Annotated in this window: 25 protein-coding genes, 2 tRNA genes and 2 pseudogenes; 20 read left to right on the top strand and 9 right to left on the bottom strand. The window is 71.6% G+C overall.

Features of this window, described 5'->3' with window-relative positions:
- The first annotated feature begins 29 nt into the window (after nucleotides 1-29).
- The 4 genes and pseudogenes from ACFOYX_RS00580 (at nucleotide 30) to ACFOYX_RS00565 (ending at nucleotide 2,810) form a co-directional block, all read left to right on the top strand.
- On the top strand, nucleotides 30-749 hold the full coding sequence (locus ACFOYX_RS00580; protein WP_322442580.1) for an energy-coupling factor ABC transporter permease: 720 nt from the start codon (nucleotides 30-32) through the stop codon (nucleotides 747-749).
- Nucleotides 746-1,126, top strand: a pseudogene (locus ACFOYX_RS00575) (PDGLE domain-containing protein); the annotation flags it as partial. The gene ACFOYX_RS00580 and the pseudogene ACFOYX_RS00575, both read left to right, overlap by 4 nt.
- Nucleotides 1,127-1,281: 155 nt before the next feature.
- Nucleotides 1,282-2,052 carry a cobalt ECF transporter T component CbiQ gene (gene cbiQ, locus ACFOYX_RS00570; RefSeq protein WP_109804306.1) on the top strand — a complete coding sequence of 257 codons (771 nt, stop codon included), beginning with the start codon at nucleotides 1,282-1,284 and terminating at the stop codon, nucleotides 2,050-2,052.
- Nucleotides 2,049-2,810, top strand: a complete 762-nt coding sequence (locus ACFOYX_RS00565; RefSeq protein WP_322442582.1) for an ABC transporter ATP-binding protein — start codon at nucleotides 2,049-2,051, stop codon at nucleotides 2,808-2,810. The genes cbiQ and ACFOYX_RS00565 overlap by 4 nt, the downstream gene beginning before the upstream one ends.
- 98 nt (nucleotides 2,811-2,908) lie before the next feature.
- On the opposite strand, the gene ACFOYX_RS00560 is transcribed toward ACFOYX_RS00565, so the two are convergent.
- From ACFOYX_RS00560 to ACFOYX_RS00545, 4 genes are read right to left on the bottom strand one after another with little or no spacing between them, the layout of a single operon-like run.
- Nucleotides 2,909-3,991 carry a hypothetical protein gene (locus tag ACFOYX_RS00560; protein WP_377533752.1) on the bottom strand — a complete coding sequence of 361 codons (1,083 nt, stop codon included), beginning with the start codon at nucleotides 3,989-3,991 and terminating at the stop codon, nucleotides 2,909-2,911.
- Nucleotides 3,988-4,704: a thioredoxin domain-containing protein gene (locus tag ACFOYX_RS00555; protein ID WP_322442458.1), complete on the bottom strand. Its 717-nt coding sequence runs from the start codon at nucleotides 4,702-4,704 to the stop codon at nucleotides 3,988-3,990. Before ACFOYX_RS00555 ends, ACFOYX_RS00560 begins: the two co-directional genes overlap by 4 nt.
- Nucleotides 4,697-5,221, bottom strand: coding sequence for a MauE/DoxX family redox-associated membrane protein (locus tag ACFOYX_RS00550; protein ID WP_322442459.1), 525 nt, complete (start codon nucleotides 5,219-5,221; stop codon nucleotides 4,697-4,699). The genes ACFOYX_RS00555 and ACFOYX_RS00550 overlap by 8 nt, the downstream gene beginning before the upstream one ends.
- A 31-nt stretch (nucleotides 5,222-5,252) precedes the next feature.
- Nucleotides 5,253-5,840: a sigma-70 family RNA polymerase sigma factor gene (locus ACFOYX_RS00545; protein WP_322442460.1), complete on the bottom strand. Its 588-nt coding sequence runs from the start codon at nucleotides 5,838-5,840 to the stop codon at nucleotides 5,253-5,255.
- Between the two features lie 108 nt (nucleotides 5,841-5,948).
- Here ACFOYX_RS00545 and ACFOYX_RS00540 point away from each other — a divergent pair, with 108 nt between their 5' ends.
- The 4 genes from ACFOYX_RS00540 (at nucleotide 5,949) to ACFOYX_RS00525 (ending at nucleotide 10,222) form a co-directional block, all read left to right on the top strand.
- The gene (locus ACFOYX_RS00540; protein ID WP_322442461.1) at nucleotides 5,949-6,593 is read left to right on the top strand and encodes a zf-HC2 domain-containing protein; all 645 of its coding nucleotides are present in this window, start codon (nucleotides 5,949-5,951) and stop codon (nucleotides 6,591-6,593) included.
- A gap of 35 nt (nucleotides 6,594-6,628) precedes the next feature.
- Nucleotides 6,629-8,320 carry a copper resistance CopC/CopD family protein gene (locus ACFOYX_RS00535; protein WP_377533751.1) on the top strand — a complete coding sequence of 564 codons (1,692 nt, stop codon included), beginning with the start codon at nucleotides 6,629-6,631 and terminating at the stop codon, nucleotides 8,318-8,320.
- Nucleotides 8,321-8,338: 18 nt separating this feature from the next.
- Entirely contained in the window at nucleotides 8,339-9,073 is a 735-nt protein-coding gene (locus ACFOYX_RS00530) for a YcnI family protein (RefSeq protein ID WP_322442463.1), read from the top strand.
- Nucleotides 9,074-9,223: 150 nt separating this feature from the next.
- Nucleotides 9,224-10,222: a hypothetical protein gene (locus ACFOYX_RS00525; protein WP_377533750.1), complete on the top strand. Its 999-nt coding sequence runs from the start codon at nucleotides 9,224-9,226 to the stop codon at nucleotides 10,220-10,222.
- A 154-nt stretch (nucleotides 10,223-10,376) separates the two neighbouring features.
- Here the strand turns inward: ACFOYX_RS00525 and ACFOYX_RS00520 are convergent, their stop codons facing one another.
- Nucleotides 10,377-11,639: a glycosyltransferase 87 family protein gene (locus tag ACFOYX_RS00520; RefSeq protein WP_322442464.1), complete on the bottom strand. Its 1,263-nt coding sequence runs from the start codon at nucleotides 11,637-11,639 to the stop codon at nucleotides 10,377-10,379.
- Between the two features lie 73 nt (nucleotides 11,640-11,712).
- Here ACFOYX_RS00520 and orn point away from each other — a divergent pair, with 73 nt between their 5' ends.
- On the top strand, nucleotides 11,713-12,303 hold the full coding sequence (orn, locus tag ACFOYX_RS00515; RefSeq protein WP_109803284.1) for an oligoribonuclease: 591 nt from the start codon (nucleotides 11,713-11,715) through the stop codon (nucleotides 12,301-12,303).
- Between the two features lie 145 nt (nucleotides 12,304-12,448).
- Nucleotides 12,449-12,521 (top strand) — tRNA-His (locus ACFOYX_RS00510).
- Between the two features lie 151 nt (nucleotides 12,522-12,672).
- Here the strand turns inward: ACFOYX_RS00510 and ACFOYX_RS00505 are convergent.
- Together ACFOYX_RS00505 and ACFOYX_RS00500 are read right to left on the bottom strand one after the other, a co-directional pair.
- Entirely contained in the window at nucleotides 12,673-13,986 is a 1,314-nt protein-coding gene (locus ACFOYX_RS00505) for an Ig-like domain-containing protein (protein WP_322442465.1), read from the bottom strand.
- A 223-nt stretch (nucleotides 13,987-14,209) separates the two neighbouring features.
- Complete coding sequence (locus ACFOYX_RS00500) at nucleotides 14,210-15,472, bottom strand: Ig-like domain-containing protein (protein ID WP_322442466.1); 1,263 nt, start codon at nucleotides 15,470-15,472, stop codon at nucleotides 14,210-14,212.
- A 188-nt stretch (nucleotides 15,473-15,660) separates the two neighbouring features.
- On the opposite strand from ACFOYX_RS00500, the gene ACFOYX_RS00495 reads away from it, so the two are divergent.
- Nucleotides 15,661-15,736 (top strand) — tRNA-Lys (locus ACFOYX_RS00495).
- A 172-nt stretch (nucleotides 15,737-15,908) separates the two neighbouring features.
- Here the strand turns inward: ACFOYX_RS00495 and ACFOYX_RS00490 are convergent.
- A complete protein-coding gene (locus tag ACFOYX_RS00490; protein WP_322442467.1) occupies nucleotides 15,909-16,406 on the bottom strand; it encodes a topology modulation protein in 498 nt (165 codons plus the stop codon).
- Nucleotides 16,407-16,637: 231 nt separating this feature from the next.
- Between ACFOYX_RS00490 and ACFOYX_RS00485 the strand changes: the two genes are divergently transcribed.
- The 8 genes and pseudogenes from ACFOYX_RS00485 to ACFOYX_RS00450 all read left to right on the top strand — a co-directional run bounded on the left by ACFOYX_RS00485 (nucleotide 16,638) and on the right by ACFOYX_RS00450 (nucleotide 23,258).
- A complete protein-coding gene (locus ACFOYX_RS00485) occupies nucleotides 16,638-17,993 on the top strand; it encodes a hypothetical protein (protein WP_322442468.1) in 1,356 nt (451 codons plus the stop codon).
- A gap of 7 nt (nucleotides 17,994-18,000) precedes the next feature.
- A complete protein-coding gene (locus tag ACFOYX_RS00480; RefSeq protein WP_322442469.1) occupies nucleotides 18,001-18,885 on the top strand; it encodes a phosphotransferase in 885 nt (294 codons plus the stop codon).
- A 446-nt stretch (nucleotides 18,886-19,331) separates the two neighbouring features.
- On the top strand, nucleotides 19,332-19,496 hold the full coding sequence (gene amcA / locus ACFOYX_RS00475; RefSeq protein WP_167517353.1) for a multiple cyclophane-containing RiPP AmcA: 165 nt from the start codon (nucleotides 19,332-19,334) through the stop codon (nucleotides 19,494-19,496).
- Nucleotides 19,493-19,825: a hypothetical protein gene (locus tag ACFOYX_RS00470; RefSeq protein WP_322442470.1), complete on the top strand. Its 333-nt coding sequence runs from the start codon at nucleotides 19,493-19,495 to the stop codon at nucleotides 19,823-19,825. The genes amcA (ACFOYX_RS00475) and ACFOYX_RS00470 overlap by 4 nt, the downstream gene beginning before the upstream one ends.
- Nucleotides 19,822-20,963 (top strand): annotated as a pseudogene (gene amcB, locus ACFOYX_RS00465) (cyclophane-forming radical SAM peptide maturase AmcB). Before ACFOYX_RS00470 ends, amcB begins: the two are co-directional and overlap by 4 nt.
- On the top strand, nucleotides 20,960-21,142 hold the full coding sequence (amcA, locus tag ACFOYX_RS00460) for a multiple cyclophane-containing RiPP AmcA (protein WP_322442471.1): 183 nt from the start codon (nucleotides 20,960-20,962) through the stop codon (nucleotides 21,140-21,142). Before amcB ends, amcA (ACFOYX_RS00460) begins: the two are co-directional and overlap by 4 nt.
- Nucleotides 21,143-21,214: 72 nt before the next feature.
- Complete coding sequence (locus ACFOYX_RS00455) at nucleotides 21,215-21,901, top strand: pentapeptide repeat-containing protein (RefSeq protein ID WP_322442472.1); 687 nt, start codon at nucleotides 21,215-21,217, stop codon at nucleotides 21,899-21,901.
- Between the two features lie 559 nt (nucleotides 21,902-22,460).
- Nucleotides 22,461-23,258: a DeoR family transcriptional regulator gene (locus ACFOYX_RS00450; RefSeq protein WP_322442473.1), complete on the top strand. Its 798-nt coding sequence runs from the start codon at nucleotides 22,461-22,463 to the stop codon at nucleotides 23,256-23,258.
- 124 nt (nucleotides 23,259-23,382) lie between these two features.
- Here the strand turns inward: ACFOYX_RS00450 and ACFOYX_RS00445 are convergent, their stop codons facing one another.
- Nucleotides 23,383-23,895: an HAD domain-containing protein gene (locus ACFOYX_RS00445; protein WP_322442474.1), complete on the bottom strand. Its 513-nt coding sequence runs from the start codon at nucleotides 23,893-23,895 to the stop codon at nucleotides 23,383-23,385.
- 488 nt (nucleotides 23,896-24,383) lie between these two features.
- On the opposite strand from ACFOYX_RS00445, the gene ACFOYX_RS00440 reads away from it, so the two are divergent.
- Nucleotides 24,384-25,271 carry a replication-relaxation family protein gene (locus ACFOYX_RS00440; protein WP_322442475.1) on the top strand — a complete coding sequence of 296 codons (888 nt, stop codon included), beginning with the start codon at nucleotides 24,384-24,386 and terminating at the stop codon, nucleotides 25,269-25,271.
- The last annotated feature ends 30 nt before the right edge of the window (nucleotides 25,272-25,301 follow it).

Genomic DNA, 25,301 nt, shown 5'->3' with positions numbered 1-25,301 from the left:
GACCCGCCCGCCGCGCCCCGGGAGGTCGAGTGGAAACCCTGGCGATGCACATCTCGAACGGGATCATCGACGGTTCCGTCGCCGCGGTCTTCGCCGCCTTCGCGCTCGCCGTGCTCACCCTCTGCGTGCTGCGCGGCCGCCGTGACCTGGACGACCGGTTGGCCCCGATGGCGGGCCTGGTGGCCGCGTTCATCTTCGCGGTGCAGATGCTCAACTTTCCGATCTTCACCGCCGGGGTGAGCGGTCACCTGCTCGGTGGCGCGCTCGCCGCCCTGCTGGTCGGCCCGTGGGTCGGCGCGCTCTGCGTGGCGGTGGTCCTCGTCGTGCAGGCGCTGGTCTTCGGCGACGGCGGGGTGGCCATGCTCGGCCTCAACATCACCAACATGGCGATCCTCGGCACCGCCGCGGCGTACCTGCTGATCGCGCTGCTGCTGCGGGTGCTGCCGCGTACCCCGGCCGGGCTCGGGGTGACCGCGTTCGTGTCGGGCCTGGTCAGCGTGGTGGTCACCAGTCAGGGCTTCGTCCTGCAGTACTGGCTGGGCGGCACCACCGACCTGGGCGGCAACCTCGCCGGGCTGGCCGGCACGATGGCCGGCGTCCACCTGCTGATCGGCGTCGGCGAGGGCCTGATCACCGCCACCACGGTGGTCACCGTCGCCAAGGTCCGCCCCGACCTGGTGTACGCGCTGCGGGCCCTGAAGCCGGCCGCGCCCGCCGTCGTCGTTCCGGTCGTCGGGGGCGCCCGATGAGGAAGCGCAACTGGGGTTTCGTCCTCGGCGGCCTCCTGGTCGCCCTGCTGCTCGCCGGGGTGGTCGGCAACTACGCCTCGGCGCACCCGGACGGGCTCGACGCGTCCCTGCTCAAGGGCTGCACGGTGAACGCCGACGGCGAGATCACCGGCGGCAGCTGCCCCGCGCAGCGCGCCGAGGACCACGAGCTCGCCGACAGCCCGCTCGCCGACTACGGCATCCGGGGCGTGGACAACCGGTTCCTGTCCACCGGCCTCTCCGGCGTCCTCGGCGTGCTGCTCACCTTCGCCCTCGGCGGCGGCCTCTTCTGGCTGGCCCGCCGGCACAACCCCGCCGGTCCCCGCACGCCGGGCGGCGACCTCGCCGGTCCCCGCACGCCGGGCGACCCCGCCGGTGACGGCACGTCGGGCGGCGACCCGGCCGGTCCGGGGACGTCGGGCGGCGACCCGGCCGCGGGCGGGGCGGTCGGCGACACCGAGCCGGCCGACGCCGGGCGGCGCGCGGCCCGCGCCGGCTGAGGGGGTACGTCGACATGGGCGCGGGACACGCGCACGTGCTCTACCGCGGGTCCACCTCCCCGGTGCACCGCCTCCCGCCCGAGGTGAAGATCGCCGCGATGGTGCTGTTCACCGTCGCCGTGGTCGCCACGCCACGGGAGGCGTACTGGGCGTTCGGCGGGTACGCCCTGCTGGTCGCCGCCGTGGCGGCGCTGGCCCGGGTGGGCCCCCGCTGGCTGCTCGGCCGGGCGCTGATCGAGCTGCCGTTCGTGCTCTTCGCGTTCGCGCTGCCGTTCCTCGGCACGGGGGAGCGGGTCGAGGTGGCCGGGGTGAACCTCTCCGTGGACGGGCTGCTGGGCGGCTGGAACATCCTCGCGAAGGGGACGCTGGGCGTACTGGCGTCACTCCTGCTGGCCGCGACGACGACGACGCGGGACCTGATCGTCGGCCTGGACCGGCTGCGGTGCCCGCAGGTCCTCACCCAGATCGCCACCTTCATGCTGCGCTACCTGGACGTGCTGGTGGGCGAGGCCCGGCGGATGCGGGTGGCCCGGGTGTCCCGGGGGGACGACCCGCGTTTCCTCTGGCAGTTGCGCGGCTTCGCCGCCGGGATCGGCGCGCTCTTCCTGCGCGCGTTCGAGCGCGGCGAGCGGGTCTACCTGGCCATGGTCTCGCGCGGCTACTCGGGCCGGATGCCGGCGGTCTGGCAGGGCGCCGGCGCCGCCACCGCCGGCCAGTGGGCGGCCGCCGCGACGGTGCCGCTGGCGGCCGTCGCCATCGCCGCGGCCGCGGTCGTGCTGACATGATCGGGTACGTGCAGACGGCTCCCTCCCTGGACGTGCGCGGCGTCCGGTACGCCTATCCGGACGGTCACGTCGCCCTGCACGGGGTGGACCTGACCGTGCCGCGCGGGGACCGGGTGGCGCTGCTCGGGCCGAACGGCGCGGGCAAGACCACCCTGGTGCTGCACCTCAACGGCATCCTCACCGCGACCGAGGGGACGGTCGCCGTTGGTGGGCTGACGGTCAGCCGGGACCGGGACACCCTGGCGGAGATCCGCCGCCGGGTGGGCATCGTCTTCCAGGACCCGGACGACCAGCTCTTCCTGCCCACGGTCGCCGAGGACGTCGCGTTCGGCCCGGCCAACCTGGGGCTGCGCGGCGCGGAACTGGCCGCGCGGGTCGACGAGGCGCTCGCCGCGGTGGGGATGAGCGAGCACCGGGACCGGGCGCCGCACCATCTGTCGTTCGGTCAGCGCCGCCGGGTGGCGGTGGCCACCGTGCTCGCGATGCGCCCGGAGATCCTGGTCCTCGACGAGCCGTCGTCCAACCTCGACCCGGCCGCCCGGCGGGAACTGGCGGAGATCCTGCGCGCCCTCCCGGTGACCCTGCTGATGGTCACCCACGACCTGCCGTACGCGGCGGAGCTCTGCGACCGCTCGGTGATCCTCGACGCCGGCCGCATCGTCGCCGACGCCCCCACCCTCCAGCTCCTCTCCGACGACCCCCTCCTGGCCCGCCACCGCCTCGAACTCCCCTACGGCTTCTCCCCCCGCCCCTCCTGACGCCCTGCGATCTTGCACTTTGTGCCCGGGCATTCAGTGCGTAAGCCACAAGTCGCGGGCCCCAATTGCAAGATCGCCGCAGCGCCGAAGGGTGGGGGTCAGCGGGGGAGGGGGGTGGGGGTGCGGGCGGGGCGGGAGGCGGCGTGGAGGCGGAGGACGCCGGCGCCGAGTGCGCCGGCGCCGGTGGCGAGGATGAGCACCACGAGCACCCGGGCCGCGGTGGCCGGCCACACCACCGGGGCGACCGAGCGGGACAACACGGCGATGTTGGCGAAGCCGGCGAAGATCGTCAAGCACGCCCCGGCGAGGGCGAGCGCGAAGTCGGCGGCCTCCCGGCGGGCCAGCGCGTAGCCGCCCGCGGCGATGGCGCCCAGCCCGGTGAGCAGCATCCAGACCTGACCGTTGAGCAGGCCGAGCACCCCGCCGAGCCCGTCTGCTCCGGCGTCCAACTCCCGGCCGACGGTGAACGCCACCGTGGCCAGCCCGCCGAGGGCGAGCAGGGCGCCCACCCCACGCAGGGCCCGTACGCCGGTGGCCGTGCCGGCCGGCGCGAGCCCGGCCGCCGCGACGGCGAGGAAGCCGAGGGTGGCGGCGACCCACCAGGGGTACGCGTCCGGCGGGGGCACCCAGTCGAGGGTGCCGCGGACCTCGATGGCCTGGTCGCCGTCGCGCAGCGGGACCACCCAGTCCCGGACCCGCTGCGGGCGCCCCGGGTCGGCGGTCACCTGGGCGGGCGGCGACGATTCGAGCCAGAGCGCCCGCTGGTCGTGCCAGCGCACCGACTGCCCCTTGGCCACCCGCCTCCAGACGGGGGTGGCGGCCGGGTCGGCCTCGGGTGAGAGGTTGGTGTCGCCGGCGATGGTCTGGTTGAGGTAGGTGGCCGGGGAGCGGCGGTTCTCGTACACCCCGCCCGGGCCCACCCGCAGGTACGGCTCGCCGGAGTAGCCGAGCACCTCGACGTCCCGCGCGGTGCGGTTGACCAGTTCCAGCCGGGCGCCCGCCTCCACGACCCGGACGGTGAGCCCGGGCCGCGCGGGCGCGAGCGCGATGACCTCGGCCCGGTAGTCCGTGCCGTCGGGGGCGTCCGCGCCGTGCGCGGCGGCCGGCGCGGCCAGGGCGAGGAGGGCGGCGAGCGCGGCGGTGACCACCACCGCCGCCCGCCGCAGCGGTACCAGGATCACTTGCCGGCCGCCGCCACCGCCGCGGTGATCCCCTCCGGGGAGCGGTCCTCGACGTCCTTGCCGTTGACCTTGACGGTCGGGGTGCCGGTGACCCCGGCCTTGCTGGCGTCGTCGGTGACGTGCTCGGTCCACGGTTTGTACGTTCCGTCCTTCACGCAGGAGCCGAAGTCGTCGCGGTTCAGCCCGACGCCCGCCCCGATGTCGATCAGCTCGTCGTTGCTGAGCCCGGCGCTGCCCTCCGCCGGCTGGCGGGCGAAGAGCGCGTCGGAGAACTCCCTGAACTTCCCGCCCTGGGCGGCGCAGCCGGAGGCGGCCGACGAGCGGGTGGAGTACTCCGTGGTGGAGAAGCGGTTGAGGAAGGCCACCGGGTGGAAGACCACCTTGGCCTTGCCGTCGCTGACCAGCTGGTTGACCGTCGGGCCGCTGGTCTGCTGGAACTGCTTGCAGACCGGGCAGAGGTAGTCCTCGTAGAGGTCGATGGTGACCGGCCCCTCGCCGAGGACGATGCCGGTGCCCGGCGGGTTGGCGCCGGGCGGGGCGGTGAAGGTGTCCGACTTCTGGCTCCGGAACACGCTCCAGCCGATCAGGCCGGCGATGACCAGCACCACCACCGCGGCGACCGACGTCCAGAGCGCCCGCCTGCGCCGCTTCTCCCGGGCGATCTGCTCGCGCACCACCCGGGCCGCGTCCCTGCGGTCCTTGCCACTACTCATCCTCGTCCTCCAGGGGAGGTTCGCCCGCCAGCCAGCCGTCCACCGAGACGGGGGTGCGGGGCCAGGTCAGCAGGAATCCGGCCAGCGCCAGGAACCCCAGGTCCCGGAGGATCTCCGGGAGGTAGCTCGGGGCCCGCCCGACGCCGAGCTGCCCGCCGCTGCCGAAGCACCCGCAGTCGATGGCCAGGCCGCGCCTCCAGGCCGAGGCGATGCCGGTGATGAAGACCACCAGCAGCGCCGCGGAGACCGCGGCGGCCAGTCGGGTGGCCAGCCCGATCAGCAGCAGTACGCCGAGCGCCAGCTCCACGAAGGGCAGCGCGGCGCCGACCACGGTCGCGGCGTCGTACGGCATGACCTGGTAGGCGTTGACGGCGCGGCCGGAGGCGGCGAGGTCGCCGACCTTCGCGCCGCCGGCGACCAGCCAGACGGCGGCCAGCCCGAGCCGGGCGACGGTGCCGAGCCAGGGCCGGACGGCGGGCCAGCGGGCGGCCCGGGTGTTCGGTGCGGTCACGGTCATTTGTCGTCCCGGATCCGGAAAAAGTTCCGCGTCAACCGGCGAGCGCGTCGCCGACGGCCTCGACCAGGTCGCACCGGGCCCGGGCGACGCGGGAGCGGATGGTGCCCACCGGCACCCCTTCCACGGCGGCGGCCTCGGCGTACGACAGGCCGAGCAGTTGGGTGAGCACGAACGCCCCGCGCCGGTCGGCGGGAAGCCGGCGGACCAGGTCGGTGGCGCCGAGGTGCCCGGCCGGGTCGGGGTACGGCCGATCGGTGTGGGCGTGCGCGGCGAGCCGTTCGTCGAGCCGCCGCCGGCGCACCACCGTACGCAGGTGGTCGGCGCAGGCCCGGCGGGCGATGCCGAGCAGCCAGGTACGCACGCTGGAGCGGCCCTCGAAACCGGGCAGCGCGCGGAACGCCCGCAGGTACGTCTCCTGGGTGAGGTCGTCGGCGCTCTCTGGGTCGACCAGCGCGGCGGCGAACCGCCACACCTCGGCCTGGGTGGCCCGGACGAAGGCGGCCTGCGCCACCGGGTCGCCGTCCCGGGCGGCCAGCGCCCACCGGGTGGCACCGTCCCGCGCCGCCCCGGGGCCTGCCTCGTGGCGGCCGGCGGTGGTGTCGCGCGGGGCGGGGATCACGACACCCGAGGTTACGCGGCGTACCTGTGGGTAGCAGGACCCTTCGGCTCTTTCTATGGTCCAGCCCACGTCGGGAACTTTTCCGGGCCTACCCCCGACTACCTGCTCATGAAGTGCGACGACGTACGCGTGGCGCTGTCGGCGCGGCTGGACGGCGAGGACTCGCAGGCGCCGGCGGCGGCGCTGGAGGCACACACCCTGGCCTGCTCCGGGTGCCGCTCCTGGCTGGCGCGGGCCGAACGGGTGACCCGTCTCACCCGGCTCCAGGCGGTCGACGTACCCGATCTGACCGCCGCCGTGCTGGCCGCGGTCGCGGCGGACCGGGCCGCGGCGCGGGACGACGCCGCCGCGGCCGTGCGGGCCCGGCGCCAGGTGCTGCGGGTGGCCGTGGCGGTGGCCGCGGTGGCGCAGCTCGCCATCGCGCTGCCGATCCTGCTGGCCGGCTTCGGGGTCGAGGCCGATCCGCACACCAGCCGCGAGATGGCCTCCTTCGACGCGGCCCTCGCGGTCGGGTTCGCGCTGGCCGCCTGGCGGCCGGAGCGGGCCCGGGCGTTCCTGCCGGTGGCGCTGGTGCTGGCGGTCTGCCTGGCCGGCACCAGCGCGGTGGACGTCGCCCGGTCGAGCACCGCGCTGGTGCACGAGCTGGGGCACCTGGCCGCCGTGGTGCAGGCGGGCCTGCTCTGGGCGTTGGGCCGGGTCAGCGGGGAGCCGCCGCGCCGGCTGCCGACCGCGCTCGCGCCGGGGCGCGGGTGAGGCCGGGTCGCCGCGAACGGGCCCGGTCGGCGAGCATGATGGTCATGATTCCTGCCGTACGCCGCCGGCCCGTGGCCGTCGCCGACCGTCGATGGGCCGCCCGGCTGGCCGCCGCCACCGGTCTGCTGGTCGCCCTCGTCGCCCTGCTGCTCGCCCCGGCAAGCCCGGCGAGCGCCCACGCCGTGCTGGTCAGCAGCAGCCCGGCGGCCTCGGCGGTGGTGCCGAGCGGGCCCGCCGAGGTGGTGCTGACCTTCAGCGAGGGGGTCCGCAAGGTGCCCGGCAAGGTCCGGGTCATCGCGCCGGACGGCTCCCGGGCCGACCGGGGTGAACCGTCCTTCTCCGGTGCGGTGGTGACGATCCCGGTCGACCCCTCCGGCGTGCGCGGCACCTACCTGGTGAGCTACCGGGTGATCTCCGCCGACAGCCACCCGGTCTCCGGCGCGTTCACCTACTCGGTGGGCGCGCCGTCGCCGCCGCCGGTCGACACCGGCTCGGACAACCGCGCCGACCCGGTGGTGGGGAACGCCGTGAAGGTGGCGAAGTACCTCGGCTACGCCGGACTGCTGCTGCTGGTCGGCCCGGCGCTGGTGCTCGCCGCGCTCTGGCCGCGCCGGCTGCCCCGGCGCGGACCGGTCCGGCTGGCCTGGGCGGGGCTGGGCCTGCTGGTCGTGGCCACCCTGGCCGACCTGTGGTTGCAGGTGCCGTACACGGCCGGCGGCGGGCTGTTCGACGTGACCGGTTCGGGGTTCAGCGACGTGGTGGGCAGCGCGTTCGGCACGGCCCACCTGGTCCGGCTGGGGCTGCTCGCCGCGGCGGCGTTCCTGCTCCGGCCGCTCTTCGCCGGGCCGATCGGCCGGACCGACGGCATCATCCTGGCCGTCCTCGGCGGGGCCGCGCTGTTCACCTGGCCGCTGGCCGGGCACCCGGCCGCCTCGCCCGCACCGGCCGTCTCCGTGGTGGTGGACGCGGTGCACCTGGGCAGCATGGCGGTCTGGCTGGGCGGCCTGGTGATGCTCGCGGTGTTCCTGCTGCGCCGGGCCGACGAGCGCGAGCTGGGGGCGATCCTGCCGATCTGGTCCCGCTGGGCGGCCCTCGCCGTGGCGGCGCTGCTGCTCGCCGGCACCGTGCAGGGGCTGATCGAGGTGGCCACCCCGAAGGCCCTGGTGGACACCACGTACGGGCAGCTGCTGCTCGCCAAGATCGTGCTGTTCGCGCTGGTGATCGGGGTGGCGGCGTACTCCCGGGCACTGGTGCGGGGGCGGACGGCGGCGCAGCGTCCGGGGCGGGTGCGCCGGGCCATCTGGGTCGAGCTGGCGATCACGGCGGTGGTGCTCGGTGTCTCGGCGACGCTGGTGCAGACCACCCCGGCCCGGACCGCCGCCACCGACGTGGCCGGTACGACCACCGGCTACTTCTCCACCACCCTGTCCAGCCCGGTCGCCTCCGTCCAGGTGGAGCTGGACCCGGCCGAGCGGGGCAACAACTCGGTGCATTTCTACGCGTACACGAAGGACAACCGGCCGCAGCCGGTGCAGGAGTGGAAGGCGACCGCCGCCCTGCCGTCGGCGGGGATCGAGCCGATCGAGATCCCGCTGCTGCCGCTGACCGACAACCACGCGACCGGGGAGATCAACCTCCCGGCCGCGGGTGAGTGGCAGCTCCGCGTCACCGTCCGCACGACCGACATCGACCAGGCCACGGTGACCGCCACCGTGCCGATCAAGTAACGGAAGGCTCTCAGACACATGATCCGTCTCCGGCGTCCCGTAACCGCCGTCGCGCTCGCGTTCACCGCCGTCGCCACCGCCGTGCTCGGCCTCGCCGGTCCCGCCTCGGCGCACGTCACGGTCAACCCGAAGGAGGCGACCCAGGGCGGCTACGGCCGGTTCGCGTTCCGGGTGCCGAACGAGAGCGACACCGCCTCGACCACGAAGGTCGAGGTGGTGCTGCCGGAGAACGCCCCGGTCGGCTCGGTGTCCACCATGCCGGTGCCGGGCTGGACGGTGGCGGTGGAGAAGCGCAAGGTCGACCCGCCGGTCGACGTGCACGGCAGCCAGCTCACCGAGGCGGTGTCCAAACTGACCTGGACGGCGGCCGCGACCGCCGGCGTGAAGCCGGGCGAGTTCCAGGAGTTCCCGGTCTCGATGGGACCGCTGCCGCAGGTCGACCGGATGGTGTTCAAGGTGCTCCAGACCTACTCGGACGGCAACATCGCCCGCTGGATCGAGGAGCCGACGCCGGGTGGGGAGGAGCCGGAGAACCCGGCCCCGGTGCTCACCCTGACCACCGCCTCGCCGTCCGCCGCGCCGAGCGGAAGCGCGGGCGCCGCCGCCCCGGCCGGTGACGACGACTCCGACGACGACTCCGACGGCGCCGGCACCGCGTTCGGCATCGCCGGGCTGGTGGCCGGACTGGCCGGCCTGGTCCTGGGTGGCCTGGCCTTCCTGCGGACCCGGCGGGAGCCCACGCCGAGGCCCTGAACTGCGTCTTTGTCGGTGGCCCGTCGGATCTTCCGGCGGGCCACCGACCTTTCTGCGGTCCGTCGGGTGCTTGCCGTGGATATCCGGCGATTGTGCGGTTCACGTCGGTAAGGTCGGCCGGGTAGTTGGCTACCGAGGGGGACGACGCGAATGCGGTTCGTGCGAACGATCGCCGGAATGCTGCTGTTGACCATGGGGATTCCGGCGCTCCTCGCCGGCGGCGGCCTGTGGACCGTCGCCCGGCACGCCGACCCCGACGGCGGCTTCGGCGCCCGCTTCGAGACGGTCCGCACCCCGGGCCGGGCGATCGTGGTCACCGACGTGGACACTCTGCTGCGCGCCGAGGCGCCGTTCGCCCGGACCGGGCAGGCCCGGCTCCGGCTGACCGCCCGGACAGTCGACGGCCCGGCCTTCCTCGGCCTGGCCCCCAGCGACCAGGTGCGGCGCTGGCTCGACCCCGTCCCGCACGCCACCGTCCGGCGGGTCGCGCTGGCCCGGGGCCCGCTCCCGGTCCGGCTCGACCCGGCCAGCCCGGCTGCCGCCGGCGCTGTCGCCACCGTCCCGCTCGGCCAGGACTTCTGGGTACGCGAGGGAGTCGGCGCGCTGGAGTGGACCCCCGGTGAGCTGTCGAACAGGTCGCTGAGCCTGGTGGTGATGCGTCCCGACGGCGCAGCCGACCTCGCCCTGGACCTGCGCGCCGAGCTGCGCGCGGGATGGTTCCCGGCCGCGGCGTGGGGGCTGCTCGCCGGCGGGATCCTGCTGGTGGTGCTGGCCGTGGCCCTGTTGCTGCGCCCGGTCCGCCCGCGCGAGGTGGTCTTCGTCGTCGAGCCGGACCAGGTCCCGGTGCTCGCCGGTCGGCTCGGCGTGACCTCGCTCAGCGGCCTCGGCCCGCAGAAGACCGCCGACGGGCGGCCGCCGTTGGTCGACCGGCAACTCGTCTCGGTCGGCTCGGCCCACGCCGGGCGCTCCCGGGCCGCGATCGGCCCGGTCCCCAGCCGCCGGCCGGAGACCCCCGCCGACCTGCCGTCGAGTCCGGGGATGACGACGACCTGGTCCTGGCCGCCCGGGCCCCCCGAGCAGACGGCCCGTCCGGTCCCGGTGGACGGCCCGGCCCGGCCGGCGTCGCCGGACGACCCCGCCGACGGCTGAGGGCCGCCGGAACGACGGGTGGCCCTCCGCGCTGCCGACGCGGAGGGCCACCGTCACCGGGGGATCGGTGCTACCTGGGAGAAACTTGAGGTAGTTGTGACTAGATTAACGCCGATCGCGGCCGCTCGCGACGTCTGTCCATTTGGTGCAAGTTTCAGGATGTGGCCGGCGGCTCGGCGGACCGACGCCGGAGCCGCGTCGGCAGCACCGCCAACAACAGCAGGCTGAGCAGCACGTACGCGTTCCGGGCGACGAACTCGCCGGGGTTGTCGGTCCGCGCCGGGGCGACGCCCCAGTCCTGGAAGGACACCACCCCGTAGATGATCACGAACGCGGTGCCGACCGCGAGGGTGAGCAGCCACCGGCGCTGGCGAACCCCCTCGGCCGCGCCCCGGTCGGTGTCCAACGCGGCGTCGACCAGCACCACCACCGCCGGGATGAACCAGTACAGGTGGTGGGTCCAGGTGATCGGGCTGACCAGCCCGCCGACCAGCCCGGTCAGGGTGAGGCCGGCGAGCGCGTCGCCGGCCCGGGCGGCCCGGGCGGCCCGCCACAGCCCGAACCCGGTGACCACCACGACCAGCAGCAGCCACGGGAGCTGACTCGGCTTCTCCGGCGCGGTGATCCGGCTCAGCAGGCCGAACAGCGACTGGTTGCCGGTGTAGTCGGTGCGCCCCACCCGGTCGGTCGCCCAGAGCTCCTGGGTCCAGAACCGCCACGAGTCGGCCGGCGCGACCGCGGCCGCCAGCAGGGTGGCCAGCGCCGCCGTCGCCGCGGCCACCGCCGCCGCCCACCACCGCCGGGTGACCAGCAGGTAGAGGATGAAGATGCCCGGGTAGAGCTTGAGCGCCGTCGCCAGCCCCACGCCCACACCGGCCCAGCGCCGCCCCTGCGGTACGGCGAACAGCAGGTCGGCCAGGATCAGCACCACCAGCAGCATGTTGATCTGCCCGAAGGTGATCGTCTCCCGGGTGCTCTCCACGGCGAAGGCCAGCAGGACGGCGACCGTGAGGCCGAACAGCCGCGGCAGGTGGTGCCGCTCGACGACCGGCAGCACCAACCAGCGCGTCGTCACCATCACACCGATCCCGGTGAGGATCGTGAAGATCGCCACCGTGGCGCCGAGCGGCAGCAGCGCGAACGGCCGCAGCAGCAACGCGCTCAACGGCGGGTAGGTGAAGTAGAGCGCGCCCTGCACCCGGTCCGGCTGTACGTAGTCGTAGAGCGGATGGCCCCCCGCCCACCAGTCCATCGCCCGCATGTAGATCTTCAGGTCGAAGAAGTCGTGCACCCGCCCCGGCAGGTACAGCGCCGGCAGCACCGCCGCGAGCGCGACCACCGTGACGAGCCGACGGACCGTACGACCGCCCGGGTCGTCATCGGTGACGGCGGGCGGTGCGACGGGTTCGGCTGGCACGCAGAAACCCTAACGGTCCGCTCCGGCGACGGTGCCGAGGCGCGGGCAGGTGGGCTGCGCGTAGTCTGGTCCGGTGGCTGATCTTCTCGTCTGGATCGACTGTGAGATGACCGGGTTGGACCTCGCGCGCGATGCGCTGATCGAGGTCGCCGCGCTCGTCACCGACCCCGATCTCAACGTGCTGGGTGAGGGTGTCGACGTGGTCATCCACGCCGACGAGGCGGCGCTGGAGGGGATGCCGGAGATCGTCCGCACCATGCACGGCAAGTCCGGGCTGACCGAGGAGGTCCGGCGCTCGACGGTCACCCTGGCCGAGGCCCAGGACATGGTGCTCGACTACGTCACCACGCACGTGAAGGATCCGCGCAACGCGCCGCTCTGCGGCAACTCGATCGCCACCGACCGGGGCTTCATCGCTCGCGACATGCCGCGCCTCGACGCCCACCTGCACTACCGCATGATCGACGTCTCCTCGATCAAGGAACTCTGCCGGCGCTGGTACCCGCGGGTGTACTTCGGGCAGCCGCAGAAGGGGCTGGCCCACCGGGCCCTCGCCGACATCCGGGAGAGCATCCGCGAGCTGGAGTACTACCGGCGGACGATCTTCGTACCGCTGCCGGGGCCGGACGTGGACAGCGCCAAGGCCATCGCCGCCCAGCTCTGACCGGCGCTCCCACCGCCGGGCCGGTGCCATGCCGGGGCGGCCCGGCGGTTCCGGCGGAGGAGCCGGAACCCGGTGGACGCGGCCGGACGAGGTGTGGCTATTATTAGTCCGCACCCCGCCCGGGTCGACCGGTGCGGAGCGCATGGTGGCTGTAGCTCAGTTGGCAGAGCACCGGGTTGTGGTCCCGGTTGTCGTGGGTTCAATTCCCATCAGTCACCCGGATCCGGAAGCCCCCTCCCTCGGGAGGGGGCTTCCGTCGTTCTGCGGCCTCTGTGCCCCGTGTCCGGAAACGGCGGAGCCCCCTCCGGCGGGGAGGGGGCTCCGGTTGCTCGGTGCCCGGTGCGGGCGGGCGCGATCAGGGGTGCTCGGTCAGGGCGTCGGCTCGGCGCTCGGGTCGTCTCCCGCGCCGGGCGCGGCGCTGGCCTCGTCGCCCGGCTGCGCCGGCGGCTCGTACGGCAGGGCGCTGCCCTTGACGTATTCGTCCCAGCTCAGGTTCCAGTCGGTCCAGCCGTTGCCGTTCTGGAGCTTCCGCTCGGTGCCCTTGACCGTGATCGGGTCGCCCATCCGGGTGTTGGCGAAGAGCCAGGCGCCGTCGGCCATCGAGACGTTCACGCAGCCGTGGGAGACGTTCACCGAGCCCTGCTGCCCCTCGGACCAGGGCGCCGCGTGGATGAACTCACCGCCCCAGGTCAGCCGCTGGGCGTAGTCGATCTTCGTGCGGTAACCCTCCTCGGGGCCCAGCTCCTCCATGGTGTCGAAGACCGTCTTGCGGAGCTTCTCGATCACCACCATGGTGCCGCTGGACGACGGGGTGGTCTTCTTGCCGAGGCTGACCAGGATCGTCTTGATCACCTTGCCGTCCTTGGTGACCGTCATCCGCTTGGTGCGGTTGTCGACGGTCATCACGAACGACGGGCCGATCTTGACGTCCACGGCGAGGTCCGAGCGGCCGTACCAGCCGTCGCCCAGGGGCAGCCCACCCGCCTGCACGCGGTACGACACCGTGGTGTTGGCCTGCCAGAACTTCTTCGGCCGGTAGCGGACCTCGGTGGGGCTGACCCAGTGCCAGACGCCCTCCTGGACCGGCTTCGTGGTCACCGTCATCCGGCGCTGGACGTCGTCCCGGTAGTCCTCCGGGATGGCCCGGCTGAACCGGATGATCAGCGGCATCGCCACGCCGACCACCTGGTTGTCGCCGAGGAAGCTGCTCACCCGGATCTGCTTGCCGGGCTTGGCCATGGTGGTGAAGGTGCTGGTCGCGGTCGCCGGCTTGCCGTCGTCACCGGTTGCGGTCACCGTCGCCGTGTACTTCTCGCCGTACTCCAGGGCGCCGTCGGGGAGCCAGCTCTTCCCGTCCGCGGCGAGCTCGCCTTCGACGGCCTTCCCGGTCGAGTCCGTGAGCTCGACGCTGGTCTCCTGGGCGTCCTTCGTGGTGAAGGTGATGGCGGTGGAGGCCGGCACGTCGGCGGCGTCGGCCTGCGGCTCGGTGATGGTGGCCGCGGCCTTCGGCTTGCTCTCTCCGCCGCCCTGCCAGCTCGACGGCTTGCCGTCGTCGCCGCCCCCGGTGCAGGCGGAGGTCAGCACCATGGCGGCGGCGAGCACCACCGCCGCGAACCCGCGGCGTCGGTCGCCGCGCCGGGCGGCGGCCCCGCGCCGGATCAGCTCGTCCTGGCTAGCTCGCATGATTCCCTCACAGTCGTGGTCCCCGGGTGCCATCGTCCCCTACTGACGCAGGAATTCGGATACCCGTTCCCGCTAGTGAACCGGAACACCTCGACCATGATGCACCGATTTTGGTAGGCTGCTCCGGTTCGCGAGTGAGGCTCGTCTCCACCGGCGGCGTCGGCGCACGCCTTCATCGTCACGGGCCGTTGCCCGACGGACCCGCCGGGCAACGGCTGCCCGCTCAGAAGGCCGGGCCCGCCCCGCCCTTCGGCACCGGGAGGGCGCTGCCCGCGACGAACTCCGACCAGCTCATGCTCCACGCCGTCCAGCCGTTGCCCGGCACAAGCTTGCGTGGGGTGCCCCGGACGGTGATCGGGTCACCCACCAGGGTCCGGTCGAAGAGCCACTTGCCGTTCGCCATGGAGACGTTGACGCAGCCGTGCGAGACGTTCACCCGGCCCTGCACACCCTCGGACCAGGGGGCGGCGTGGATGTACTCACCACCCCAGGTGATCCGCTGGGCGAAGTCGATCTTCGTGACGTACTGGTTGTCCGGGTCCGCCTCGTCCCGGGTGTCGAAGACCGTCGACTCCTTCTTCTCCATCACCACCATGGTGCCGCTGGAGGAGGGGGTGCTCTTCTTGCCGAGGCTCACCGGCACGGTGCGGATCAGCGCGCCGTTCTCGTACACGCTCATCTTCTTGCTGGCGTTGTCGACCTTCATCTCGAAGGCGCGGCCGATCTTGGCGGTAGCGGTCCGGTCGACGTTGCCGTAGCGGCCATTGCTCAGCGGGATGCCGGCCAGGGCCAGCCGTACGGAGATGGTGGTGCCCGGCTTCCAGTACTCCGGCGCCCGGTAGTACGCCTGGGTGCCGTTGTAGAGCCAGTGCCACGCGCCCGGCTGCGGCGGGTCGGTGCGGACGAACATCCGCTTCTGCACGGCCGCGCGGTCCTTCTTCGGGATGCCCGGGGAGAACTCGGCTACCACCGGCATGCCGACGCCGTACGTCTTGCCGTCGAACATGTACAGCCCCGAGCCGATCATCGACTTCGGCTTGGCCATGGTGGTGAAGGTGCTGGTGCCCTCGTGGGTCTGGCCGTCCGTCCCCGTCCCCGAGACGGTCGCGGTGTACCGGGTGGCGTACTTCAGCGCGGTGGACGGCACCCACGACGAGCCGTCGCGGCGCAGCCGGCCCTCGACGGTCGCACCGTTCGCGGTGAGCACGACCTTCGACACCTTCCCGCCGCCCGGGATCTTGGCGCTGATCTCGGTGCTGACCGGCCGGCCGGCCGCCCCGTCAGCCGGACTCACCTGGAGCGCCGCGGCGGCCGGCTGCGACGAGGGCTCGGCGCTCGCCGTCCCCTCGGCCGCCGAGACGCTGGCCGGCTGGCTGCCACTGACGAACGCCGGCTTCTTCTGGTCGTCGCCGCACCCGGTCAGTGCCAGCGACGCCGTCAGGACCAGGACGCTCACCATCGCCCCGCTCCGCGCGAACCTGCCCATCCCCACCTCTGCTCTCGCGTGTCTCGGCGCACATCGTGCCCCATGAACGCCGCCACCTCGGTCCCCTCCGCCAGAGCGGTGGGCACTTTGTTGCGATTCGCGCCTTAAGCTCGACCGAAGAGGGGAGCCGGGGATCGGATTGGAACCCGGGTCGGAGGGCGTGCTAGTGTCTTCTCCGTTGCCAGCGAGCGCCGCTAGCTCAACTGGCAGAGCAGCGGACTCTTAATCCGCGGGTTCGGGGTTCGAGTCCCTGGCGGCGCACCAACGAGATAGGCCCTGACCTGGTGGTTCACACTGGGTCGGGGCCTTTTCGTGTCTGAGGGCGATGGGTGGTCGCTCGGTGGGTGCTCGGGAGCCGTTGGACCCGGCCGTCGTCCTCTTGGATGCCTGGCTGTCGTCATGGACCCATGGGTCAGATGCCCGGCTGTCTTTCCCGTCATACGCGGTCGAGGAACCTGTTGGCGTGGCGTCGGCTGGTGAGAGTGATCAGCTGGACGTGTGGCCCGTGATCACGGAGCAGGCTGCGGACGCGAGGTCGCATGGTGTGCCGGTAGCCGAGGATGTAGCGGACGAAGTTCCAGGTGATTCGGTCGTAGACGCCGTTGGCCTGGTGCTGGCCGCCGCGGTAGCGCCACCGTCGTTGGACGATGCCCCACAGGCATGCGGCGGCGGGTAGGTCGAGGAAGATCACGGTGTCGGCGGCGGCGAGCCGGATGGGCAGGCTGCTGGCGTAGTTGCCCTCGATGATCCACCGCTCGCCGCTGACGAGCCTCTCCTGTTGGGCGGCGAACTCGTCCCTGGGGAGCGGCGTCCAGTGCTCGTCGTAGTAGATCGCGTCGAGGTGGACCAGCGGTACGTCGAGGATCCGAGCGAGCTTCCTGGCAACGGTGGATTTGCCGCTGCCGCCGCAGCCGATGATGGCGATCCGATCCACGGCTTCCACGGTAGGGCCGAGGAGGCGCACTCCGGCGGAAGGAGGGTTAGCGGCGCTCGGATCCTGTGCTTCATCCCATGGGGACATGGTGAGGGCCCATCGTGGTGTTCCGGATGCTGCCGCATGGGTCAACTCTGAGGTGAGCGCCATCGACTCGACGTGTCGCTGACTTGATGTGACGGCACGCATGCGCTGTGCTTGCAACTGGTCATCGTTCGATCGGGGTGATTCGTGGCTGCACAGGTGGATCCTGAGTGGTGGAGTTCGGGGCTTTGGAACGGTCGACCGATCAGTGAGTTTCTGCGGCGGCGCGACATCACCGCGGTCTTCCACTTCCTCCACGCCAGGGGCGTGTCATACGGCCGGATTGCGACTCTTGTTGGCGTCTCGCCCAACCGCGCTGCTGAAATCGCCAAAGGCGTCCGCCAGGTCACGGCCTACGAGGTTTTGGAACGGATTGCAGCCGGTCTGAACATTCCGCGTCCGGCTATGGGACTCGGGCGCGACGAGGACATCGTTGTGCCTCGCGACCCCGACCGCCTGGCCGTGGAGGGTGGAGCGGACCGATCGCCGGCCGGTGCCGCCGCCCGCGTCGAGGTCAGCAATCTGGTCAGACTCCGACTGGGACTGGACGAGGCTCTGGCGGCGGCGAGTGTCGCTCCTCGGCAGCTTGAGCTGATTGAACAAGCTGCGGGCGAGCATATGAGGGTCTACCCTTCGGCTTCGCCGCAGATCATGCTGTCGCTGCTGGCCGCCGACTGCCGAGAGGTCCAGGCGCTTTCGCTTCGGCGGCAGCCGGCGGCAGTCCAGTCCCGGCTGTCCGGGGTGGCGGCGTTGCTGGCGACGATGTGCGCTGATGCGTTGATGAGGCTCGGGGATGTGGCCGAGGCTCGGCGGTGGTACGGCACGGCGATTCACGCGGCGGACGACAGCGGGGAGGCCCGGTTCAGGGTGCTCGTGCGGGCCCAGGCGGCGATGCTGCCGTACTACTTCGGGGATCCAACCCAAACCGTCGCCCTGGCAGATGCGGCTCTGGCGGTGACGTCGAACGCATCGTCGCCGGGTGCCCTGGCAGCGGCGGGCCGGGCGCGTGCTCTGGCCCGGATCGGCGCCATCGAGCAGGCGCGGTCGGCCATCGATCAGGCACGGCGGCTGTTCGATCAGGCTGGCGACGAGGACACCGACGTGGCGTTCAGGTTTCCGGCGAAGCGGCTGCTGTTCTACCTCTCCGGGGCATACACCTGGCTCGGTGACACGGTGGAGGCGTACCGGGTCCAGGACGAGGCATTGCGGCTCTACGGCGCGGCTCCGGCCGTACCGATCGACGTGGCGCTCATCGCCCTGGACCGGTCGATGTGCCTCGCGCAGGACCGGCGGGCGACCGAAGCGGCGCTGACCGCGCGTGATGCCGTCGCGGACCTGCCCGAGACGCAGCGTACGGAGATCATCCTGACCAGGGCCACCGACGTGGCCACGGCGATCCCCGGGAAAAACGGGCGCGGCGAGGTCGCCAGCTTGACGGATTACCTACGGGCGTGCCGCGAGCGCGCCCGTAGTCTTGGGACCACAGCCGCACTCGGTCCCTAGGAGCCCCATGTTCGTCGAGGCGCGCACCCGGCCGGTGCTCGCCGAGGTGTGTCGTCTCCTCGGCTACCCCGACTCGAACGCGATCCTGCTGCGGCACCACACCAACGCCGTCTACGCGGTCGGTGACGTGGTCGTCAAGATCGCCCCGGGCGATCATGACCTGGAACGGGTGCGCGGGATGGTGGCCGTGGTCGACTGGCTGGTGGCCCGAGGTTTCCCCACGGTGGGCCTTCATCCGGGCGTGTCCCAGCCGATGCGGGTGGGCGGGTACGCCGTTACGGTCTGGCAGCGTCTGGACCCGGCACACGACGACCCCATCACCGTCTCCGAGCTCGGAAGCCTTCTCCGGGACCTGCACGCCTTGCCCGCTCCGCCGGTGCCGCTGCCTTCACTGCGACCGATCCACGGCATCGAGCGGGCCGTCACCCGTTCGGAGATCCTGAACGGCAAGGAACAGGATCTGCTGATGGGCCGGCTCGAGGCGCTGGCCGCCGGCTGGGAGGCGATGCGGTTTCCCCGCGGCACGAGCATGATCCAGTCCGATCCGCAGATCCGCAACGCGCTCCGGCGTTTCGACGGCACGCCCGTACTGGCCGACTGGGACGGCGCCGCCCTCGGGCCCCGGGAGTGGGACATCGCCACGGTCGCTGTTCACTGCCGCCGGTTCGACCCGCCCGGTCAGGATGCCTTCGCCGGCTTCACCGCCGCCTACGGCTGGGATGCCACATCCTGGCCGAGGTTCGAGGAGCTGTGCCAGCTCCGTGAGCTGCAGATGATCGCCACCAACGCTCGCAAGTCCCGGCCCGGAACCGAGGCCGCCGACGAGGTGCGCCACCGGATCGCTGGCCTCGTCGACGACGCGGCGGAACTCCGCCGCTGGCACATTCTCTGAACCGAGTCTCGTGAGGCGGGCACCGCCTGTCCTCTCCGCATTAGCCCAGGTGGGACACGGTGAGGCCCACCGTGTCCCACCACGCTGGGTCTGTCTCCGGCCAGTGCCGCCAGCGATTGTGGACGTCAGGAACACGTCGGCGGAACGGTCCAGGACCATCCTGAGCCCCATGGCGCGCCGACGGGCCAGCGGCAATGTCACGCCAGGGAGACCCAGATGGATGTGCCGATCGGCGACAGGTCGGAATGCGACCCGACGCACCGGCAAGTGCTCGCGCCGGGCACTCCGTCGACCGCACGGGTGACTCCCCGTTCGCGTACCGCCAGCAGGGCTGCGTGGGCGGGTGACCGGCGGTCTGCTCCCAGCCGCTGGCCGACGGCGGTGGGCTTGCCGGTATGCCGGCAAGCCCACCGCACACACGCGCCAGCGCCGACCGCGAGTCGGCTATGACGGTGTACGTGTCGCGTTACGCGGCGACCGGCGAGCTGACGACAGACCGCGCAGCCGCGGCTGCGGCGTCGGCGCGGCGGGGCTCGACCGATCCGCCACTGCTGACACACGTCTGGCGGATCGTGTTCGAGCGGCAGGCGCGGGAAAGCGACCGCCGATGAGCGGCGACGGAGTGTCTGCCGCTGAGGTCGACCCGAAACTGCCGTCGGAGCATGTGCCGCTGCGTCCGCTCTGGCTGTGCCGGGCCTGCGGGCAGCCCTGGCCCTGTGGACGGGCCAAGCTCGCCCTGTTGACCAGCTACCAGGGCAGCCGGCTCAACCTGCTGCTCTACCTGTCCGGCTGCCTGCACGAGGCCATCGACGACCTGCACCGACTCAACCCGAGCACCACCGGCGACGTCAGGAACCTGTTCGACCGCTTCCTCGGCTGGCCGGCCCGGCATCGCCGCCGCCCGTCCATCGCCGAACCGCAGAGACCGGAGGAGACATGACCGTCCGGGAGATCGGGATCATCGCCACGACAGGGCAGCCGGCCATCGCCGGGACTTCCACACCCTGGTCCTGCAGCCCACCAGCTTCTGCAACCTGGACTGCAGCTACTGCTACCTGCCCGACCGGCGCTCGCGCCAGCTCATGTCCGTCTCCGTTGCGACAGCCTGCGCCCGTTCAATCGAGCAGCAGGACAGCGCACATCCGGTGAGCGTCGTGTGGCACGGCGGCGAGCCCACCGCCACCCCGATCGACGTCTTCCATGAGCTGCTCGCTCCCTTCGAGGCTCTGAGGCGGGCTGGGAGGGTGCGCCACGAGATCCAGACCAACGCGACGCTGATGAACGAGCGGTGGTGCGATCTGTTCGCCGCCTACGACTTCGCAATCGGCGTCAGCATCGACGGGCCCGGCATGCTCAACCGGAACCGGCTCGACCGGGCCGGACATGCGACGACGGCCCGGACGATCCGCGGCACGCGTGCACTGGCCGAGGCCGGCTTGCCGTACTCGGTGATCTGCGTCGTCACACCCGAAACCATCGACCACGCCAATGACCTCGTCGAGTTTTTCACCGCACTGCCGGGATGCGAGTCGGTGGGCTTCAACATCGAGGAACAGGAAGGCGCCGCCCGCACGCCGGTGCCGGAGGAAGCCGCGTACCAGTTCTGGAGTCGACTCGTCCGGCACCGACTTGCCGGTAGTCCGCTGCGGATCCGCGACCTGGATCGCTTGGCCGACTACCTCGGCGCCACCCGCGCCGGCCCTACCGACCACGGCCCGTACGAACCGATCCCCACAGTCGCCCACGACGGCCAGGTGGTTCTGCTGTCACCGGAACTGCTGGGTATCACGAGCCCGCGGTACGGCGACTTCATCGCGGGCAACGTGCTCGGTGAAGCGATCGGCGACATGGTGGCCCGCGCCGGTGAGTTGCGATACGTCGCTGAGTTCGTGACGGCGCTCAATGACTGTGCGGACCGCTGCGCGTTCTACGACTTCTGCCGGGGCGCTCAGGCCGGCAACCGCTACTTCGAACACGGCAACTTCACCGCCCGGGAGACCGGTTACTGCCGCACGACTCGGCAAGCCCTGATCCGCGCCGCCGCGGATGACCTCACCCCTCAAGGAGGACCGTCATGACCAACGCCCTCGCTGCGCTTCTCGACGCACCGCCGGACCGCCTCGCCCTCCTCGGCGTCGACCCGCAGCGCGCGGTAGCGTCGATCGACGCGGCGAAGTTCGACAACCGACCCGCCTGGGACAACAAGGGGAAGTTCGACAGCCGCCCCGGCTGGGACAACTGGAACAAGAAGAAGTAGCCCGCCGACCGGCGGCTTGAGTCGACACGCGGGGTGGCGTGCCCATCCCGCGTCCGAACAGGTTGGAAAGACATGCGTACGACCACCGTGGGCGACGTGACGATCCTCCTGCCCGACCTCGACCCGGAAGACCTCGACCAAGTCAGCGACCTACCCGACGACGACCTTCACGACGGCCTCGTACAGGCCGCTTCCTGGCGAGGTCGACAGATCGCCGACTGGAGTATCCGAGGCTGCCGGATCACCGGAGCGGATCTCGGTGAGATCGCCTGGGAGGGTGGTGCCCTTTACGGCTGCGAGATCGTCCAGACGGACCTGTCCGGAGCGGCCCTCACCGGCGTCAGCATCGAGCGGTGCTCGGTCACCGGCTCCCGCCTCACTGGAATCCGACTCATCGACGTTCGCCTGAAAGACGTTTTGTTCGACAACTGCCGGTTCGACTACGCCACCCTGAACCGCGTCAGCGCCGCCGGTTCGGTGGCCTTCATCGACTGCACCCTCGTTCACGGCACTTGGTCATCCTGCCGGCTCTCCGGTGTTGTGTTGCGGTCGTGCGACCTCAGCAATCTGGAACTGGACTCCTGCCGTCTCGACGGCGCTGACTTGCGGGGCAGTCGACTGCACGCCTTTGCGGCATCACTGGACAATTTGCAGGGCGTCGCCCTCACCGAGGAGCAGCTTCCCGAGCTGACCCGGATGGCCATCGACGCCCTGAGCATCGACGTCCGCGCCGATTCGGCGCGCGGCCACGACCGCTGACGCCGCTACCGGCTGCGGCTTTGGTTGAGGCAACAGCCGCGAGATCGAGCGAGTGGCCAGTTCGTCGCAGACACCGTCCACGGCTCGTCCGGTCGTCTACCTGGATGGGCCCTTGGCGCATAGCTCGTTACCGACGGAAGACGCAGGAATGACCCGCTGGCGTTGTTACGTTCAGTAACAGCCGCTTCGGTGCATGGCGCGTCATCGCCGAGTCGGCAGAGGCTTGTCGCGTGCTTCTGGAAGATCGGCGCCGCAGTATGGCGCTAATCGTGGAGATCAACTATTGGCGGTCCGATTTGACCGCACTGTGTTTTTCTGTCCTCAACTCTTCGGCTGATTCACTGAACAGTGATCTCCAAAATCGACCCCAAAACCACGGTTTGGATATGTGGGTGCTCGCACGGCCCGCTGACGCGTCGCCCAGCGGCCCGCGGCGAGCGCTGTTTCCGGTCACGGTGGTCCTGAATCTCGGTATCCCGGTTGGCGCATTGAATACTCTCTGTTGCGGTTGTCGGGAACGGGGTGTCGGACTGTCGGCACCCGGAGGGATCATCGGGGGATGGGTGAGCAGGGTGCCACGCGGCGGTTGTCTCCGCGGCGGTGGCGGATCCTGTCGTACCTGGCGCAGCATGGTTCCGCGTCGACGCTGGACGTGGCGCTTGTCTTTGCGGTGTCGCGGCTGACGGCTCACCGGGATCTGGTGTGGCTGCACGAGGCGGGACTGGTGCGCCGCGAGCGCTCGCCGGAGGACCGGACCCATACCTGGTGGTACGGGGTCACGGCCGAGGGGACCGACGTGCTCCGCCGCGCCCTGACGGGATCGGGGCGGCCGGTTCCGCTGCGGTTGGGTCAGCGGTCCTCTGGTGTGGCGGATGCCCTGTTGTTCCTGCCGTTGGTCGAGGTGTCGCGGCGCAACCCGGGGCGGTGCGAGCTGTTCCAGTGGCTGGCGACGATGGAGACCTCGTCGTGGTTGCGCCAGCACGACCTGGCGCGGCTGCGGGCCGACGGGTACGGCGTATGGCTGCAGGACGGGCGGTGCCTGCGGTTCCTGGTACACGTCGACCGTGGGCCGATCGGCGACGTTGTCGCCGAGCACGAGCGGCCGGTGTCAGGGCTGGGTGGACTGCTGGCCGGCCACCGGCGTGCGGACCGGCTGGTGCCGGTCGGGGTGGTTCTTCTGATCGCGCAGGATGCCGAGCGGGAGGACCGACTGCGGGCCGACCTGCTCCGCCGGCCGCTGCGGAACGTTCTCGCTACGACCACGGAGCAGTTGTTGTATCGCCACTGGCCGGACGAGCAGGTATGGCAGGTGCCGGGCCGGAATGGCCGGCGTCGCCTCATCGAGGTCGGATCCTGACCGCACCACGTCACGATGCCCCTGCCGTCGCCAACGCCAGCAGCACGGTGCTGGACCTCACCAACGGCAGTCCCGAGTGGCACACAGCCGTCAGCGCGGCAACCGCGACGGCATGGAGCCCGCACTACCGCGCCTGCATGAGCCAGCCTTCAATGACAGTGAAGTCGTGCTCGGTCAGCCCGCGGCTTGGGTCGACCCGATGTAGCAAGGCCGGGCCGTGGTGATGAGTCGATACCCATTGCTGATCGGCGTGGGAGATCTCGTCGTCGACCCAGACGAAGGGGCGTCCCTGCGCCCACTCGACCAGCCCAGGGGTCTTCCAGTGCACGGGCCCCATCTCGTCGGAGTCGGGCCAGTCCACGACGGGCAGAGGCGGTAGCCCGAGCAGCGGCGCGAGCACGTCGTTCGCGTCGCTCATCCAGGTCGTCGCCCACACCAGATCACACGGCAGGGCCTTCAGCCGGCGGCCGTGTTCCGGGTTGATCTTGTGCAGCAGGGGATGGGCATCGGCCGGTAGAGCCGGTACCACGGGGCGGCCATGTGACATGCCCGGCTGAGCCGCCGCGGGTGTGCCGAACGGGATGAGGGTGCCGTCCACGTCAAGGAACAGCAACGGACGCGGCGCAGGGGCGGACATGACCGCAGAGGCTAGCCCTCACCCCGCCACCGGACCTCCGCGCTTTTCCAGGCCATTCGTCTCGCCGATGCTCCCGGCGGCCGGCACGCGTGCGCCGCTGACGGCGACCAAGGCAGGGGCGGCGCCGGGATGCATCTCTCACCGGATCCTTTCCGCTCCGGCGGCGCTGTGGTCACCCGACCACGCCAGCAACATCACATCCCACAGGTTCAACCAAGGAGTTCTCGTGGATTCGTCGACACCTTCAACTACTGCCGAAGGCATTGGCAGTGATGAGTTCCGGCTTGATCCCCGTTCGGGGGTCGGGCTTGGGGCCAGCGTTGACGTCAGTCTTCAGCCGGACCCCCGAACGGACCCCCTGTTTCCTCTCACACCGCAGGTCAGCCCGTCTGTCAGCGCTGGAGCGTTGTCCTGCGACAGACCCTGCATGGTCTCGGGTCTCTCCCCCTGGGGCTGGCATTCCGTATCCGGGAAGGAGGTGGTAGCCGGTGGATGATCCGGTCCTTCGGGTCCAGTCCCAGCTGACCGGCCGTGATCGTGTGCTGTTGGGCTGGTTGTACGACCACGGCGTGTTGACGTCGTTCCAGCTCGCGAACGCCTTGTTCCCGTCGTTGGACTTCTGCCAGCGGCGGCTGCGGACCCTGTACCGGCTGCGTCTCGTCGCTCGGTTCCGGCCGCAGCGTGCCGACGGCGGCTCGTACCCGTACCACTACGTCATCGACCAGCTCGGCGCTGAGGTCGTCGCGGCCAGCCGGGACGATCGCCCACCGCGGCGGGACCACGCCCGGGTGGAACGGCGGCGCTGGACCTCGACCCGCAGCCTCTCCCACCGCCTCGGAGTGAACGGCTTCTTCACCGACCTGGCTGGGCACGCCCGCACCCATCCGGGCACCGGCTTGGTGGAGTGGTTACCGGAGGCGGTGTGCCAGCGCGCCGGGACGTTCACCAGCCGGCAGGATCCGGGGCTGGTGCGGGCGTATCAGCCGCGGGTCCGTCCGGACGGCTACGGCCGGTGGGTCGATGGCGGTGTCGATGTGCCGTTCTTCGTCGAGTACGACACCGGCGCCGAGCAGTTGTCGATCCTGGCCGGGAAGGTGGACGGCTATCAGGAGCTGTTCGCGACGATCGGGCGGGTGTGGCCGGTGCTGTTCTGGTTGCACTCGGCCGCCCGGGAGCGCAACCTGCGCAGCGTGCTGGCCGACGTGCCGCTGGCGGTGCCTGTCGCCACCGGGGCCCGCGACCACGCCGCGATGGCGGGCCTGGGCCCGGCTGGGGCGGTGTGGGCCGTGGCCGGCGGGGAAGGGCAGCGGCTGCGGCTGGCTGATCTGGCCGGGTACGCCGTCGACGTCTCCAGCCGGGCGGGTGAGGCCGCGTGATCGGTGACGGCACGACGGGGGCGGACAGTA

Origin of the sequence: Micromonospora sp. GCM10011541 (assembly GCF_042650725.1) — a bacterium.
GTDB classification, from domain to species: Bacteria; Actinomycetota; Actinomycetes; order Mycobacteriales; family Micromonosporaceae; genus Micromonospora; species Micromonospora sicca.
Note: the sequence above shows the minus strand (reverse complement) of the source record. Positions and strands in the feature narration are given on the sequence as shown.

Excerpts from the sequence above, each read along its gene's own strand:
- cbiQ (WP_109804306.1), top strand. The coding sequence starts at position 1,282 with ATGGGCGCGGGACACGCGCACGTGCTCTACCGCGGGTCCACCTCCCCG.
- ACFOYX_RS00565 (WP_322442582.1), top strand. The coding sequence starts at position 2,049 with ATGATCGGGTACGTGCAGACGGCTCCCTCCCTGGACGTGCGCGGCGTC.
- ACFOYX_RS00555 (WP_322442458.1), bottom strand. The coding sequence starts at position 4,704 with ATGAGTAGTGGCAAGGACCGCAGGGACGCGGCCCGGGTGGTGCGCGAG.
- ACFOYX_RS00550 (WP_322442459.1), bottom strand. The coding sequence starts at position 5,221 with ATGACCGTGACCGCACCGAACACCCGGGCCGCCCGCTGGCCCGCCGTC.
- ACFOYX_RS00540 (WP_322442461.1), top strand. The coding sequence starts at position 5,949 with ATGAAGTGCGACGACGTACGCGTGGCGCTGTCGGCGCGGCTGGACGGC.
- ACFOYX_RS00535 (WP_377533751.1), top strand. The coding sequence starts at position 6,629 with ATGATGGTCATGATTCCTGCCGTACGCCGCCGGCCCGTGGCCGTCGCC.
- ACFOYX_RS00530 (WP_322442463.1), top strand. The coding sequence starts at position 8,339 with ATGATCCGTCTCCGGCGTCCCGTAACCGCCGTCGCGCTCGCGTTCACC.
- ACFOYX_RS00525 (WP_377533750.1), top strand. The coding sequence starts at position 9,224 with ATGCGGTTCGTGCGAACGATCGCCGGAATGCTGCTGTTGACCATGGGG.
- ACFOYX_RS00505 (WP_322442465.1), bottom strand. The coding sequence starts at position 13,986 with ATGCGAGCTAGCCAGGACGAGCTGATCCGGCGCGGGGCCGCCGCCCGG.
- ACFOYX_RS00500 (WP_322442466.1), bottom strand. The coding sequence starts at position 15,472 with ATGGGCAGGTTCGCGCGGAGCGGGGCGATGGTGAGCGTCCTGGTCCTG.
- ACFOYX_RS00480 (WP_322442469.1), top strand. The coding sequence starts at position 18,001 with ATGTTCGTCGAGGCGCGCACCCGGCCGGTGCTCGCCGAGGTGTGTCGT.
- amcA (WP_167517353.1), top strand. The coding sequence starts at position 19,332 with ATGACGGTGTACGTGTCGCGTTACGCGGCGACCGGCGAGCTGACGACA.
- ACFOYX_RS00470 (WP_322442470.1), top strand. The coding sequence starts at position 19,493 with ATGAGCGGCGACGGAGTGTCTGCCGCTGAGGTCGACCCGAAACTGCCG.
- amcA (WP_322442471.1), top strand. The coding sequence starts at position 20,960 with ATGACCAACGCCCTCGCTGCGCTTCTCGACGCACCGCCGGACCGCCTC.
- ACFOYX_RS00455 (WP_322442472.1), top strand. The coding sequence starts at position 21,215 with ATGCGTACGACCACCGTGGGCGACGTGACGATCCTCCTGCCCGACCTC.
- ACFOYX_RS00450 (WP_322442473.1), top strand. The coding sequence starts at position 22,461 with ATGGGTGAGCAGGGTGCCACGCGGCGGTTGTCTCCGCGGCGGTGGCGG.
- ACFOYX_RS00445 (WP_322442474.1), bottom strand. The coding sequence starts at position 23,895 with ATGTCCGCCCCTGCGCCGCGTCCGTTGCTGTTCCTTGACGTGGACGGC.